The organism is Paenibacillus sp. BK720, assembly GCF_011761545.1.
Lineage (GTDB): Bacteria > Bacillota > Bacilli > Paenibacillales > Paenibacillaceae > Pristimantibacillus.
Genome location: NZ_JAASRQ010000002.1, coordinates 607397 through 622075, shown reverse-complemented (window position 1 = coordinate 622075; position 14679 = coordinate 607397). Strand labels below are relative to the sequence as shown.

At 51.7% G+C, this 14679-nt stretch carries 11 protein-coding genes; 4 read left to right on the top strand and 7 right to left on the bottom strand.

What is annotated here, in order from left to right; all coding sequences use genetic code 11:
- Positions 1-297: 297 nt before the first annotated feature.
- Positions 298-3387 carry a penicillin-binding protein 1A gene (locus FHT67_RS09680; protein WP_167197673.1) on the top strand — a complete coding sequence of 1030 codons (3090 nt, stop codon included), beginning with the start codon at positions 298-300 and terminating at the stop codon, positions 3385-3387.
- 184 nt (positions 3388-3571) lie between these two features.
- Here the strand turns inward: FHT67_RS09680 and acsA are convergent, their stop codons facing one another.
- Positions 3572-5296: an acetate--CoA ligase gene (gene acsA, locus FHT67_RS09675; protein WP_132306133.1), complete on the bottom strand. Its 1725-nt coding sequence runs from the start codon at positions 5294-5296 to the stop codon at positions 3572-3574.
- Between the two features lie 237 nt (positions 5297-5533).
- Here acsA and FHT67_RS09670 point away from each other — a divergent pair, with 237 nt between their 5' ends.
- Both FHT67_RS09670 and FHT67_RS09665 read left to right on the top strand, forming a co-directional pair.
- Positions 5534-6169 (top strand): GNAT family N-acetyltransferase, encoded by a 636-nt coding sequence (locus FHT67_RS09670; protein WP_132306135.1) that lies wholly within the window; start codon positions 5534-5536, stop codon positions 6167-6169.
- Positions 6170-6196: 27 nt separating this feature from the next.
- Positions 6197-7372 carry an arginase family protein gene (locus FHT67_RS09665; RefSeq protein ID WP_167197670.1) on the top strand — a complete coding sequence of 392 codons (1176 nt, stop codon included), beginning with the start codon at positions 6197-6199 and terminating at the stop codon, positions 7370-7372.
- A gap of 61 nt (positions 7373-7433) precedes the next feature.
- Here the strand turns inward: FHT67_RS09665 and FHT67_RS09660 are convergent, their stop codons facing one another.
- The 4 genes from FHT67_RS09660 to FHT67_RS09645 form a co-directional block, all read right to left on the bottom strand.
- Positions 7434-8132, bottom strand: coding sequence for a 5'-methylthioadenosine/adenosylhomocysteine nucleosidase (locus tag FHT67_RS09660; RefSeq protein ID WP_167197668.1), 699 nt, complete (start codon positions 8130-8132; stop codon positions 7434-7436).
- Positions 8132-9142, bottom strand: a complete 1011-nt coding sequence (gene ccpA, locus FHT67_RS09655; RefSeq protein ID WP_132306141.1) for a catabolite control protein A — start codon at positions 9140-9142, stop codon at positions 8132-8134. The genes FHT67_RS09660 and ccpA overlap by 1 nt, the downstream gene beginning before the upstream one ends.
- A 155-nt stretch (positions 9143-9297) precedes the next feature.
- The gene (locus FHT67_RS09650; RefSeq protein WP_132306143.1) at positions 9298-9711 is read right to left on the bottom strand and encodes a hypothetical protein; all 414 of its coding nucleotides are present in this window, start codon (positions 9709-9711) and stop codon (positions 9298-9300) included.
- 116 nt (positions 9712-9827) lie between these two features.
- Positions 9828-10244 (bottom strand): VanZ family protein, encoded by a 417-nt coding sequence (locus tag FHT67_RS09645; protein WP_132306145.1) that lies wholly within the window; start codon positions 10242-10244, stop codon positions 9828-9830.
- 55 nt (positions 10245-10299) lie between these two features.
- Between FHT67_RS09645 and FHT67_RS09640 the strand changes: the two genes are divergently transcribed.
- Positions 10300-10827 (top strand): type 1 glutamine amidotransferase domain-containing protein, encoded by a 528-nt coding sequence (locus FHT67_RS09640; RefSeq protein ID WP_167197665.1) that lies wholly within the window; start codon positions 10300-10302, stop codon positions 10825-10827.
- A gap of 35 nt (positions 10828-10862) precedes the next feature.
- On the opposite strand, the gene ptsP is transcribed toward FHT67_RS09640, so the two are convergent.
- Both ptsP and FHT67_RS09630 read right to left on the bottom strand, forming a co-directional pair.
- Entirely contained in the window at positions 10863-12611 is a 1749-nt protein-coding gene (ptsP, locus tag FHT67_RS09635) for a phosphoenolpyruvate--protein phosphotransferase (protein WP_132306149.1), read from the bottom strand.
- Positions 12608-14494: a glucose PTS transporter subunit IIA gene (locus FHT67_RS09630; RefSeq protein WP_167197662.1), complete on the bottom strand. Its 1887-nt coding sequence runs from the start codon at positions 14492-14494 to the stop codon at positions 12608-12610. The genes ptsP and FHT67_RS09630 overlap by 4 nt, the downstream gene beginning before the upstream one ends.
- Positions 14495-14679 lie beyond the last annotated feature (185 nt).

The following is a 14679-nucleotide window of genomic DNA, read 5'->3' as shown; positions in this document are numbered from 1 at the left end:
TGACCTGCTACGTCTATATAGACGGCTAGGGGATGTCGCGCCTCATCCCCGCAGAAGGTGCGCTGCCGAAACCAAACATTTGGGCAAGATAACAATGCATGAAAATGCGCGACGTTCAGAACGGGGTTGCCGCTCCAAGGAAGCCAATGATTGACACCATTCGAGCTAACTCCACGCCTATTAAGCATTTTGGGAGTCGCTACCACAGAGCTAAAGGGAAGTCAATCATGCTAGTGCTCCAAATAAACGTTCTGTGTTATAATAGGTTCTGGTCATTTAGAGGGGGAATTTGTACATATGCAAGAAGAAGATCGCAAATCGCCGCCCCGCAGGAGCGGATGGCGTACTTTCGGAATCATATCATTGATGACTGTCAAATGGCTCATTTATTTCGGCATTTTTATCGGTTTATTAACCGGCGGGGCCGTGACCGGCTATGTCGCCTCGCTAGTCAAGGACGAGGTTGTGCGTCCTCGCACATTAATTGAGGAAAAAGTAAACGAAAATTCGATTACAGGATATGTGTATTTCAACGACGATACGCTGGTTGGCCAGCTTCGGACCGAAGAGGACCGTACGCCGATCGAATACGACGATCTGCCTCAGCAGGTTATCGACGCCGTGCTTGCCATTGAAGACAACAATTTCATGCATCACAAAGGCGTCGACATCAGCGGCCTTGGACGGGCCGTCAAACAGAAGCTCTTAAATGAAGATACGCAAACCGGCGGCAGCACTCTGACGCAGCAGCTGGCGCGACGCGTATTCCTCAGCTTGGACAAGACGGACAGCCGCAAAGTCAAAGAGATGTTTCTTGCACTCCGGATGGAACGTTACTTGACCAAAGGCGAGATTCTCGCCGCTTACTTGAACAAAGTGCCATTTGGCAACGGATCCAGCGGTTATAATCTATACGGCATTAAGTCGGCGGCCCGGGGTCTGTTCAATATCACCGACCTTAACCAATTAAATATTGCGCAGGCGGCTTATCTGGCCGGACTGCCGCAGCGCCCTTCCGCTTATACCGCGTTCACCAGCAAAGGGCAATTCGATGAGGAAGGCTTCCAGCTAGCGGTGGAGCGCCAAGGCACTGTTTTGTCGCAAATGCTGAAGTTCGGACGGATTACGAAGCAGCAATATGATGAAGCGAAAGCTTTCGATATCCGCTCCTCCCTTGCGCCGCCATCGGAGAAGGCTTATACCACTTATCCATACCTGATGCTGGAGGCGGAACGCCAGGCAGCTGAAATCCTGGTACTTCAGGAAAACCCGAAGCTTACGCAGGCAGACTTGAAGAAGAAGGAAAACTCCGCGCTTGTAGAAGATGCCCGTCAGCGCCTGCTCAACGGCGGTTATCATGTCTATACGACGATTGATAAAGACATCTACAAGATCATGCACGATATCGCGGCGAACCCTAAGAACTTCTCGGCATTCAGCAAGGAGAAGGGTCTCGAGCAGACTGCGGCTGTCATGATCGACCACAAGACCGGCGCGATTCTAAGCATGCTGGAAGGCCGCGACTTCTATGAGGAGCAAATGAACTTTGCCACCCAGATGACGCGTCAGCCAGGCTCCGCGATGAAAACAATCGCTGCCTACCTGCCAGCCATCGATAAAGGACTCATACAGCCTGCGAGTATCGTCGATGATGCTCCCGTCGTGCTGAAGGATGGACAAAAAGGCTTCCACATCCCGAAAAACTCGACGAACCGATACCTTGGGCTGGTAACGGCGCGCGAAGCGTTAAACCGCTCGCTCAATCTGCCGGCTATCAAGATTTTCCTTGACGATGTTACGATCAAAGGCGCTTGGAGCTTCGCACGCGAGCTTGGCATTACAACCTTGCAGCCGCAGGACGACAATGCGCAGACCGGCGTAATCGGTGGCCTTAGCATCGGGGTTTCGGTTGAAGAGCTCACGAATGCCTATGGCGCTATACCGAACAAAGGCGTCTTTAACGATGCTTACATGATCTCGAAAATTACCGATTCGCAAGGAAAACCGGTTTACGAGCATAAAGCTGCTCCAAAACAGGTATTCTCGCCGCAAACGGCATTCCTCGTTACCGACATGCTGAAGACGGTCGTATCGAGCGGTCAAGGTACGGCACACTCCTTGACAAGTGATTTCAAGCAATACGGTAAAATTCCGATCGCGGGCAAAACCGGTACGACGCAAAGCTACGGCGACGTATGGTTTATGGGCTTCACCCCGGATGTAACCCTGGGCGTATGGGCGGGTTATGAAGAACAGATTCATACGTTGTCCGACCCCGGCAAGAAGCGGGCACGCTCCATCTGGGCGCTTATGATGAACGAAATTACGAAAGCCAAGCCCGAGCTCTTCCCGACGAAGGAATTCGAACGTCCTTCCGGTCTTGTAAAAGCTACGGTATCGAGCGCAAGCGGCAAGCTTCCAAGCCAGTTGACGAAGGAAGCGGGCATGCTTGTTACAGACTGGTTCAATCAGAAGTATTTGCCGAAGGAAACCGACGACGCTTTAGTGAAAATGGCGTATATTCCTTTCAACGGCGTTAACTATGTACCTAATCCTGCCACACCGCAGGATATGGTCCGCGAACGAATCGTGATCAAACGGAAGAAACCGCTTGACGAATTAATGGAAGAAATCAAGGCAGCGCAAGAGAAGCTTCCGGCAAGCAGCAGAAAGTCGCTTGAATCTTATCTGCCTGCAGACGCGGATTCCAACGCGCCTTCCAAAGTAGATCCTCGGGTCGATGACGGTAATGCGCCAAATGCTCCAAGCAATGTGAAACTGCAATCCATTGGCTCCGGAGTCGTTATGCTGACCTTCACGGGCGGCACCGAGAAGGACATCGTAGGCTACCGGGTCTATCAGTCGGTTAACGGACAGCCAGTCCAGAAGATTGGGGAATCCATTCTCGTTGGCGACGAGCTCAAGGCAAAAATTACGGTATCCGGCAATCAAGGCTACAGCTTCTACGTCACTGCGGTTGACGTAGCAGGCAAAGAATCGGCAGCAAGTCAAGTAGTTACCTTCGGAAAAGGAGCAGTCGAGCTTCCGGGCCTTCCTGGATTGCCTGGCGATAACACCGATAACGGCAGTAACCAAGGGTCGGAGCATCCGGATTTGGCCCCTCCTTCCTCGCCGAGCGGCTTGGCAGCGGCCCCTACCGATTTGAGCGTGCTGCTGACATGGAACGCTAACGCGGATGCCGAATACGTTACGACCTATCATGTATTTTTTAGCGCAAATAACGACGGTAAATACGTTGAGGTAGGAAAAACGCAAAATCCAAGCTTTGAATATGCTTCGCCTTTAACGACCGGTACCTTCTACGTCATTGCGGAAAATGACACCGGCAAATCCCCTCCTTCGCAGCAAGTTAAAGTGGGGAAATAAATACTCCGCATTTGAATGTTCTTCCGATCGCTGTTGTACCCGGATTCCTTGAACAAGTTTACTATGGGGGGAATCCGTGTACAAAGGCGAGTCTCCAGAATCATTCAATCTGCTCCTTTAAGAAAAGAACAGAAAAAAGCGCCACGGACTAATTCCGTGGCGCTTTTTAAATACTGTCAATATATTAGTCCTCGATTGTTGACAAGTCGCCTGTTGGAAGGTTAAGCTCCCAAGCTTTAAGGACGCGGCGCATGATTTTGCCGCTGCGCGTCTTCGGCAATTTATCTTTGAACTCGATTTCGCGCGGCGCGGCATGAGCCGATAATCCGACCTTTACGAATTGCGCAATCTCGGCCTTCAGCTCATCCGAAGCCGTATAGCCCTCACGAAGCGCGATAAACGCTTTAATAATCTCGCCGCGCATAGGGTCCGGCTTGCCGATTACGCCGGCTTCGGCGACCGCTGGATGCTCTACAAGCTTGCTTTCAACTTCAAACGGACCTACTCGTTCCCCGGCTGTGTTGATGACATCATCGATTCGGCCCTGGAACCAGAAGTAACCGTCTTCATCCATGTAAGCAGAGTCTCCGGAAATGTACCAGCCTTGAATACGGAAATATTCTTCGTACTTCGAAGGATTGTTCCAAATTTTGCGCATCATCGATGGCCATGGAGTCTGCACGGCGAGGTTACCCATGCGATACGGCGGAAGTTCGTTGCCCTGATCGTCGATAATCGCCGCTTTGACGCCTGGCAGCGGTTTACCCATCGACCCCGGCTTAATATCCATGGACGGATAATTGCAGATCAGCTGAGCGCCCGTTTCCGTCATCCACCAGGTATCATGGATACGTTGTTTGTACACTTTCATTCCCCAGCGCACAACCTCCGGGTTAAGCGGTTCGCCAACGCTGAGCACGTGACGCAGGCTCGACAGGTCAAACGAGCTGGAAAGGTCATCTCCTGCTCCCATCAGCATACGGAACGCGGTAGGAGCACTATACCATACCGTTACGCCGTATTTTTGAATCGTGCCGTACCAATCGCTTGGGCTAAAGCGTCCGCCGCGAATAACGTTAGTCGCTCCGTTCAGCCATGGCGCGAAGACACCGTAAGAGGTTCCCGTTACCCAGCCCGGGTCGGCCGTACACCAGTAAATATCGCCTTCCTTCAGATCGAGTACGATTTTACCCGTGTAGTAATGCTGAATCATGGCGTTCTGTACGTGGAAGACCCCTTTAGGCTTGCCGGTCGAACCGGAAGTATAATGGAGAATCAGGCCATCCTCGCGGTCGAGCCATTCGATCTCGGCTTCTTCCGAAGCTTGCGCCATCTCCGCGCTGAAATCGACAATAACATCATCAGTCGCTACGTTCTCGCCAAATACAAAAATATGTTTCAAGTTAGGCAGCTCGTCGCGTTTAATACGCGGAAGAAGAGCCGGTGTTGTAATAATCGCCGTTGCTTCGCTGTCCTGCAGGCGGTCTTTGACAGCCGTCTCCATAAACGCTTCGAATAACGGTCCAACCACGGCACCTACCTTCAATACGCCAAGTACGCCAAAATACAATTCCGGCGTGCGCGGCATAAAGATAAATACGCGTTCGCCTTTTCCGATACCGTACTTCCGCAGCACGTTCGCGAACCGGTTCGACTGCTTGCTCATTTGTTCGTACGTATAAGATTCGTCTCGTGTGTTGTCACTATAATAAAGGGCAATATTCGACCCTTTGCCAGACTCCACATGACGGTCAATGGCTTCGTACGCCATGTTAACTTTCCCTGTTTCATGCCAGCTGAATTGGCTTTCAATCTCTTCCCATTTGAAATCATTCGCTGCTTGCTCGTAATTCTTAAGATTCGGATTTGTTGCCACTGCTGGAATTCGTTCTTGATGCAAGTTGATCATTCTATCACTCTCCCATCAAATCTGTTAAACCTTAACCGTAAAGAATACGCTTACAAATGCTAGCCGGATCTCGCAGGCAAACAAGCCGTCTATCGTTCGCGTCTTTTCCGGTTACTCAACCGCCACAACAATTATAGCATAATGAGTTTCCATTCGACTATGCTTTTCATTTTCCCCGATGTTTGCTATAACCTTAAATATAAGGGAGCTCACGGCCTCGGAAAGGAGATACCGTTATTGGAGCATCGCAAAATGTATCAAAGGCAGCAGATTGATTTGCGGGACGGCCGAATTTGCATTATTGAAGGCCCCGTTCCGCCGGAATCCTTGCGAACTCTCGCCATGCATGCGGACCTGGACGCGTTTCGTCGGCCAAGGGACCAGCATGAAGCGCTGGTAGAGATTGCCGGTCTAGAAGAAGGACGCATTATTCTAGCCCGCGTAGACGAGCTGATTGTTGGTTACGTTACCTTTCATTACCCGGATGAATTGGAACGCTGGTACGAAGCCGGCATGCCGGATTTAGTAGAGCTGGGGGCGATCGAGGTAGCCGATCAATATCGTTCCTATGGGCTCGGCAAAAAAATGATTCAATTGGCTTTTGCAGAGGATCAGCTTGAAAATATGATCGTCTTTACCACAGAGTATTACTGGCATTGGGATTTAGAAGGAACCAAGCTGAGCGTATGGGAGTATCGGGGCATTATGGAGAAGCTGATGAAATCCGTCGGCATGGTCTGGTACGCAACCGATGATCCGGAGATTTGCTCGCATCCTGCCAACTGCTTGATGGTTCGCATCGGCAAAGAAGTACCGCAGGAGTCAGAAGAGCAATTCGATCGAATCCGCTTCCGGCAGCGTTTCATGTATTAGCGTGTTTTTTATTTGGGAGGTTAAGAAGTGACTAACGCTATATTCGTTCATCATTCTGACAGTACCCGTTATCAATTTGGGGAGCAGCATCCTTTCAGCCCGTTTCGCATCGCTCTTACGCTTGATTTGCTGCAGGCTGCGGGAGTGCTTCGCCAAGAACAGATTAACTCCCCTTCTGCTACGGCAAACGAGGAGCTGCTTGCGCTCGTTCACCGGGCGGATTACATAAATGCCGTTCAGCAGCTAAGCATGGACATCCCTGCTCAGACTGCGGCGTCGGCTGCCGGAAAATACGGCCTGGATACGGAGGATACCCCCTTTTTTCCCGGTATGCACAACGCAGCGGCTACCATAACCGCCGGCTCCGTTCACGCTGCCGAACTCGTCATGAGCGGCCAAGCCTTACATGCTTATCACATGGCCGGCGGACTTCACCACGCCTTTCCTGAGCGCGGAGCAGGCTTCTGCGTCTATAACGATGCCGCCGTTGCCATTCAATACATACGCCAGACCTACGGGGCGCGAGTTCTCTATATCGATACCGATGTCCATCACGGGGACGGCGTGCAATGGAGCTTTTACCATGACCCGGATGTTTGCACCTACTCCATTCATGAAACAGGCAAATTCCTCTTCCCCGGAACCGGATTTGTCCATGAGAAAGGAGCGGACGCCGGTTACGGAGCCTGCTATAACGTTCCGATGGAGCCGTATACAGAGGATGATTCCTGGCTGGAGTGCTTTCGCGCCTCGGTAACGAAAATCGCGGAAGCCTTTAAACCCGACATTATCGTCAGCCAGCATGGCTGCGACGCGCATGCCTATGACCCTTTATCGCATATTCATTGCAGCATGCGGATCTATCAGGAAATGCCTATGATCATCCATGAGCTTGCCCACAAGCATGCCGAGGGGCGTTGGGTGGCTTTAGGTGGCGGCGGTTATGACTGGTGGCGGGTTGTGCCGAGAGCATGGTCCCTTGTCTGGCTGACGATGACGGATGATCCGATCATCGACCGGCTCAACCGTCAAGAGGACGTTCCTCTGCCTCAAGCCTGGCTGGATAAATGGTCCACCTCAAGCCCCGATCCCTTGCCTGTCAGCTGGCTGGATGATATGAGCGAGGTCCTGCCTATTCCCCGGAGAGCCGAGATTGAGAGTAAAAACCGACAGACTGTTGCTATTGCCATCCAAGATCTATAAGAGGCCTTTATCGGAGATTAAAAAACGTCCGTACCTTTAGGTACGGACGTTCCTATTTACATTAGATATGCTGGATCATGTCATCAATAATCGCATAAGAATTGTTCGCTGCCGTTACCGTAAACTCCGCGTAATTCACATGCGCCGAACCGTCGGCTTTATCCGACATCGAGCGGATAACAACAAACGGTACTTCATTCAAATCGCACACATGCGCCACCGAAGCGCCTTCCATCTCCGCGCACGCGCCCTGCATGTTCTCGTACAGCTCGCGAACCGTATCGCGGCTTGCGATGAACTGATCGCCGGACAGTACTTTGCCAATCAGGCTGCGCCCTTCAAACAAACGCTCGCTTGCTTCCGTTGCAAGCTTGACCAGCCGTTCGTCGGCCGCGAACTCCGAACGCTCCTGATAAGGAATAACCCCTTTGGCGAATCCGAGCGGCGTTACGTCCATATCATGCTGTACGCAGCTGGACGAAACCACGATATCGCCGATATTCAGACGCGGATCAAGCGCGCCTGCTACGCCGGTAAACAACACGCTGTCAACACCCAGATCAATCAGAATCTGCGTGCAGACAGCTGCGTTAACTTTCCCTACACCGGATTTGCAGAACACAACCGTCTTTCCATGAAGCTGGCCTTCATAATAGGTAATGCCAGCCTTCGTTACACTGTTTGTTACATTCACGTTTTGGTGCAGCAGCTCGATCTCTTCGACCATTGCACCGATAATACCGATTTTATTAAAAGCCATTATGCTTGCAAACCTCCAACGGATTGCCGAACAACAATTTCATGCGGCAAAATGACTTTCGCGTGTTCGACAACTTCCTTCTTCATCAGCTTGGTGAGCAGACGCATCGATACCGCACCGATATCATACATCGGCTGAGCGACGGCGGTCAGCTGCGGACGAACCATCGAAGCCATACGCGTATTGTCAACGCTGATAACCGAGACATCGTCAGGTACTTTCAGACCGGAGTCTTGAATGCAATGAATGGCGCCGATCGCCATTTCATCCGTTGCGGCAAACACGGCAGTAGGACGCACAGACAAGTCGATGAAATATTTCATGGCTTCAACACCGGATTCGTAACGGTAATTACCCGTGCGAACCAGCGTTTCATCATAAGGAATGCCGGAGTCTTCAAGCGCACGTTTGTACCCTTGGAAACGGGCATAACCATTAGCCGGGTCCTGCAGCGTACCGCTGATCATCGCAATACGCTTGTGGCCTTCCTGGACCAGCTTGCGCACGGCGTCGTAAGCGGCTTCTTCGTGGTTAATGTCAACCGACGGAATTTGACCGTTCTCGTCCGTTGTCGCGCAAAGGACGATTGGCACGTTAGCGGTCTTAAATGCCTGCATATGTTCTTCCGTCACAGCGCCGCCCATAAAGAGCAGCCCGTCCACTTGCTTCTCCAGAAGCGTGTTGATAACGCGGATCTCTTTGTCCTTCTTCTTGTCCGCATTACACAAAATAATATTATAATGGTACATATTCGCAATATCTTCGATTCCACGCGCAACCTCGGCGAAATTGGCATTCGAAATATCCGGAATGACAACGCCGACGGTAGTCGTTTTCTTGCTGGCCAAGCCCCGAGCAACCGCATTTGGACGATACCCAAGTCGTTCAATAGCCTCGTATACCTTTTTGCGCGTTGCCGGCTTCACGTTCGGATTGTTGTTCACAACCCGGGAAACCGTAGCCATCGATACTCCTGCTTCTCTTGCTACATCATAAATGGTAACCGTCACGGTACTTCTCTCCAATATCTCAAATTTTATTTACGTTCGCTGCATATTAACGTAATCATACGACAAAATATTACTTTTCGCAATGTTAGCGCATGCACTGGCGTCAATCCGTGCTTCATCCTGCAGCGAAATGGAGAGTGATATTCCCGTATGGCTTATGTATGCATGGACCGTCTGCTAAGTTGAGATAGCCTTTTGTTAATATCAGCAATCCATTCCTCATCATGAAGCGATTGCGCAATCAGATGCAGGTCGAGCAGGTTGTTGATGCGCTCCTGCGTCAGCCGTTCAATCTGATACGGATCCGGCTGACTTTTGTCCTCGCTTGCTTCTACGAGCAAATCTGCCCATTCGTTGCATTCATTAAACAAAAACGTTTGCTTCGGAGGCTCTTGGCCCAGTTTTGCGATGAGTCCGGTCAGATCCGGCTTCACATCGGGAAGTACTTCGCTGCGGCTGCATACCGAGCATGAATAAATCGGAACATTGTCAATTTCGACTTTCCCCGAATAAATCACTGTACGCAGTTTCATCTTCATGATGTCACCGCAATGACACCTTTTCTGCACTTTGGTCAACTCCCTTTACGCGCTTCTCTTCCGTTCCTTTTTTTCTATTTCGAGATGCGTAAAAGATTCGACCTTTTCTGCATAAAATCCTGCTTATCCGCACTATGTAATTTTTACTATGGGGCAACTTTCCGCCAACGCTTCTTCAAGAATGGAATCGATACCAGGATGACCCAAACGGCCGCACCGATCATATCGTTGCGGATATCCATCACATCGGGCATCCTGCCGCCAACAAAGGATTGATGGTATTCATCCGTCACCCCGTACAGACCGCATCCGATAATAATCGACAGCTTACTGAGAAAGCGGTCGCCCTTTTTACCAGCACCGTAATCGAAGGCGGCAGCCAATATAAAGTAAGCGAGGAAATGCCCCCAGTCGAAGCTCGCCATATGCGGGAAAAACTTCCGGAAAAACGGCAGCATCGTATTCATCTCATCGCCTGTGCGGGAGGAAAATCCGAAAATAACCGCCATCCAAATCACTGCCGGCGCAAAACGGAGAATCCGGCGTCTGTTCGTTTGATTCATGTGTTCTCCTTCGTTACAATGAATATGAAATAATAAATACGGGAGGAAATCAATCATGTCGTTACATAATAAAACCGTTATTTGTCTGCTTGACGACGAATTCGAGGATCTCGAGCTTTGGTATCCGGTGTACCGCGTCCGCGAAGCCGGAGCCACCGTCCTGTATGCCGGCCCTGAAAAGGGCAAGAAGCATATCGGAAAATACGGCGTTCCCGCTGTATCCGACCTCTCCTTCGACGAGGTCAACAGCGCCGATATTGCCGGCCTGCTCGTTCCCGGCGGCTGGGCACCGGACAAGCTGCGACGTTATCCAAAGGTGCTGCAGCTTGTCCGGGAGCTTGACGCGGCCGGCAAACCGATCGGCCAAATCTGTCATGCCGGCTGGGTTCTCATTTCCGCCAAGATCCTGCAGGGACGCAAAGTCACTTCCACGCCGGGCATTCGCGACGATATGGAAAACGCCGGCGCCGAATGGTTCGATGAAGCGGTTGTGGTCGACGGCAACCTGATCTCCGCACGCCGTCCGCCGGATTTGCCGCCTTATGCTAAGGCGTTTGTCGATGCTCTGGAGCAGCAAGCTTAAGCTCCATACGGCATGAAGACAAAAGGAGCCGCCCGCTAAATCGCGGAGGCTGCCCCTTTTTCGTCAACCGAATCCATAAACTGCTTCAGCTTCTTATGAATCTCCGCGCTCATGCGGCATTCCAGCAGCTGCGGCAGCAGCGAGCGGCTGTCTTCCTGCGTTGTGCAGAGCAGCCGCTCTTTCACTTGCAGAATGGAATGGGAGGACATGCTGATTTCATCCACATCAAGCCCCAGCCAGATCGGCAGGGCACGCAGATCGCCGGCAAGCTCGCCGCAAACTCCTACCTTGATTCCATGCCGCTTGGCCGCTTCAACCGTCTGCTTCAGCATGCGAAGCACCGCGGGGTGAAACGGTTCGTACATATAACTGATTTCATCGTTCATCCGGTCGACCGCCAGAGTGAACTGGACAAGATCGTTTGTACCGATGCTGAAGAAATCAACCTCCTGCGCAAGCAAATCCGCCAGCATTACCGCAGCGGGCACTTCAACCATAATGCCCACCTGGATGCCCGGATCGTAAGAGATCCCTTCTCTTTCCAGCTCCTGCTTGGCTTCCGCCAGCACCTGGTTAGCTCCTCTTACTTCCTCTACCGACGAAATCAGAGGATACATCACCTTTACCTGTCCAAAGCTGCTTGCGCGCAAAATGGCTCTCAGCTGCGTCTTGAACAGGTCCTTGCGATCCAGCGAGATCCGAATGGCCCGGTATCCAAGGAACGGATTATCCTCTTCCGGAATATTGAAGTAATCGAGCTGCTTATCTCCGCCGATATCCAGCGTCCGGATAATAAGCGGCTCGCCGCCCAGCTTCTCGGCGACGCTTTTGTAAACCTCGAACTGCTCCTCCTCCTTGGGAAAACGGTTCCGGTCCATATACAGAAACTCCGTGCGGAACAATCCAACGCCATGCGCCCCGCTCGACAACGCGACCTCCAGCTCCTTCAGAGAGCTGATATTGGCCGCCAGACCAAGCACCTTGCCGTCCGGGGTCACCGACTGATGACCGGCAATGCTGCTTAGGCGATGTCTCGCTTCCGCCTGTCTGGTTTGAAGCTCGGAGTAATGCCGGACTAACGAGTCATCGGGTTCAATAAACAGCAGACCTTCCGTACCGTCAATAATAAGAGATTGGCCGGTCTGGATCGGCTCCTCCAGCTTTGCCTCCACCCCTACGACTAGCGGAACGCCGAGAGCGCGGGCCATTATGGCGGAATGAGAGGTCGAGCTTCCGGCAAGCGTAACAATGCCAAGCACGTTGTTCGGGTTAATGTGGGCCAGCTGGGATGGAGACAGCTCCCGCGCGATCAGAATAAAAGGCTGCGTATCGGATGGGAGAGTAATCTCCGGAGCGCCAAGCAGATGCTTGAGCAGACGGTTCCCGACATCTTTAATGTCGAGGGCGCGTTCCTTCATGTACTCGTCATCGAGCAGATCAAACATCGTTACAAAGTGATCGATGGCTTCCTTCACCGCAACTTCCGCAGCTTTGTATTGACGCTGGATGATCCCCTGAATCTCGTTCATAAACACCGGATCGTCCAAAATCGCCAGATGCGCGTCGAAAATTTGCGTCTCGTCGGAGCCTACCACTTCCCTTAGCTCATCCTTGATCTGTTCGATCTCATGCTTGGATGTGCGTATTCCCTCGTAGACCCTCTCGAACTCCCGCGCAAAATCAGCAACATCGACACGCTGCTCGGGAAATTCCCATTCCCAGTTCGGCAGTACAAACGACTTCCCGATCGCAATGCCGGCCGAAGCGCCTATTCCTTGTATCATGGTTTTTCCCCTCCACCATTTCTCTCTTTAAGGACAACGGACAAAACCGAAGACTGCCCCTTCTTCACTGCTTTAAACGGCGCGAAGCGCCAGGAATGAACAAGATCCGAATTGGTAATAACCATCGGCGTAGCAAGAGATTTGCTTTCCTTGCGGACACGCTGCAGATCAAAGCGCACGAGCATATCGCCCGGCATAACTTCCTGTCCTTCTTCGACGACCGCTTTGAAATACGATTTTCCGGTGAGCTTGGAAGTATCGATGCCGATATGAAGCAGAACCTCAAGCCCTTCCTGCGTGCGAATGCCTACGGCATGCATCGTTGGGTACACGATTATAACGGTGCCCTTTACAGGCGATACAAGCTCGCCCTTCTCGGGAATGAAGGCAACGCCTTGTCCAACCAGCTTGCCTGCGAATATCGGATCGGGAACATCCTCAAGCGGAATCATGCGTCCTTGGACAGGCGAACTGAACAACACCTGCTCCTGGTCGCGTTGAATGGCTTTTAGCATCTCTGCCCGAATCAATTCCGAATACGTGCCGAATACAACCTGGACGTTGCCTCCGCCAAGTCTAAGCACCCCAGCCGCACCCAGGTTTCTCAAGGCGTTATTGTCAAGCAGCTTCTCGTTGGAAACCTTGAGGCGAAGCCTTGTGATACAGGACTCCATCTGCACAATATTGTCCTTGCCGCCGATTGCTTGCAGGATCAGGGGAGCGCGGTATGGAATGTCGCCAGCCCATTCGTCGAGCTGCGAACCTTCCTCGCGTCCCGGGGTAGGAATCCGGAACCGGTTGATTGCCCAGCGGAACACCACGTAATATACAAGTCCAACAACAATCCCGATGGGGATCAGCAGCCAGCCTCTCGTAGCCAGATGTTCGTTAATAATGTAATCGATAACGCCGCCGGAGAAAGAAAACCCGTGCCGGATGCCCAATTCATAGGTGACCCACATAATGACGCCCGACAATATCGCATGCACCACGAACAAGTAGGGCGCTACAAACAAGAAGGCAAACTCAACCGGCTCCGTGACTCCTGTCAGAAAAGAAGCCAATGACGCATAGAGGAACGTCTTGCGGATCTTAGGCTTCAAATCTTCCCTGGCCTCGTGAATGATGGCGAACGCTATTGCCGGCAAAGCAAACATGACAATCGGATACATGCCGGCCATAAATGCCCCCGCTGTCGGATCGCCGGCGAAAAACCGCGGCAAATCGCCGTATACCATCGATCCGTCCGTCGTCTCGTACCCCCCCACCTGGAACCAGAACACATGGCTGAGCAGGTGATGCAGGCCAAACACGACAAGAATGCGGTACAGAAATCCAAACAAAAACACGCCAAATCCGCCGCCGGAAGCGACGATATCGCCCAGCCCCTCCAGCATGCGCTGAATTAACGGCGCGACGCCGATCATGGCCATGGACAGGATAACGGTTACAACACTGACGAATAAAGGCACAAACCGGGGTCCGCCGAAAAACTGTATGTATTCCGGCAAGCGCAGGTTCTTAAAACGTTCGTAACTGAAGCCGGATATCATACCGATGATGGAGCCTACGAACACGGTAGGTTCAATCTGCGGATCCGCGGTACCGGTTACGCCGACATAGATTACCATCCCCGCGAGCGCAGCCATACCGGCTGCCAGAGCGTTGCCCGTTAAACCAAGCGAGACGCCAAGGGCGAACATATAAGGAAGAAACGTAAAAATCGCGTGGCCTGCCGCCTTTAGATAATCGGCGGCATTGGGAATTCCAAGAAGATCCCATGGCAGCTGGCTTAAAAATAAAAAGATTGCGGCGGCGGGAAGAACGATCATAGGCAGCATGAAAGCCCGTCCAAGCTGCTGAAACCTTCCTAGAAAATTCACTTTGTCACCTCCTAAAAAGAATTGCGAAGCAATTCTTACTTCGTAAGCATGGACTTAAAGAATTGCGAAGCAATTCTTACTTCGTAAGCATGGACTTAAAGAATTGCGAAGCAATTCTTACTTCGTAAGCATGTGCTTAAGAATTATTGCGTACTTTGCGGTCATTCTTTGACCTAATCCTTATC

What these genes read in the sequence shown, in the direction of transcription:
- FHT67_RS09680 (WP_167197673.1), top strand. Translation starts at nt 298, where the DNA reads ATGCAAGAAGAAGATCGCAAATCGCCGCCCCGCAGGAGCGGATGGCGT.
- acsA (WP_132306133.1), bottom strand. Translation starts at nt 5,296, where the DNA reads ATGATCAACTTGCATCAAGAACGAATTCCAGCAGTGGCAACAAATCCG.
- FHT67_RS09660 (WP_167197668.1), bottom strand. Translation starts at nt 8,132, where the DNA reads ATGGCTTTTAATAAAATCGGTATTATCGGTGCAATGGTCGAAGAGATC.
- FHT67_RS09645 (WP_132306145.1), bottom strand. Translation starts at nt 10,244, where the DNA reads ATGAATCAAACGAACAGACGCCGGATTCTCCGTTTTGCGCCGGCAGTG.
- FHT67_RS09640 (WP_167197665.1), top strand. Translation starts at nt 10,300, where the DNA reads ATGTCGTTACATAATAAAACCGTTATTTGTCTGCTTGACGACGAATTC.
- ptsP (WP_132306149.1), bottom strand. Translation starts at nt 12,611, where the DNA reads ATGATACAAGGAATAGGCGCTTCGGCCGGCATTGCGATCGGGAAGTCG.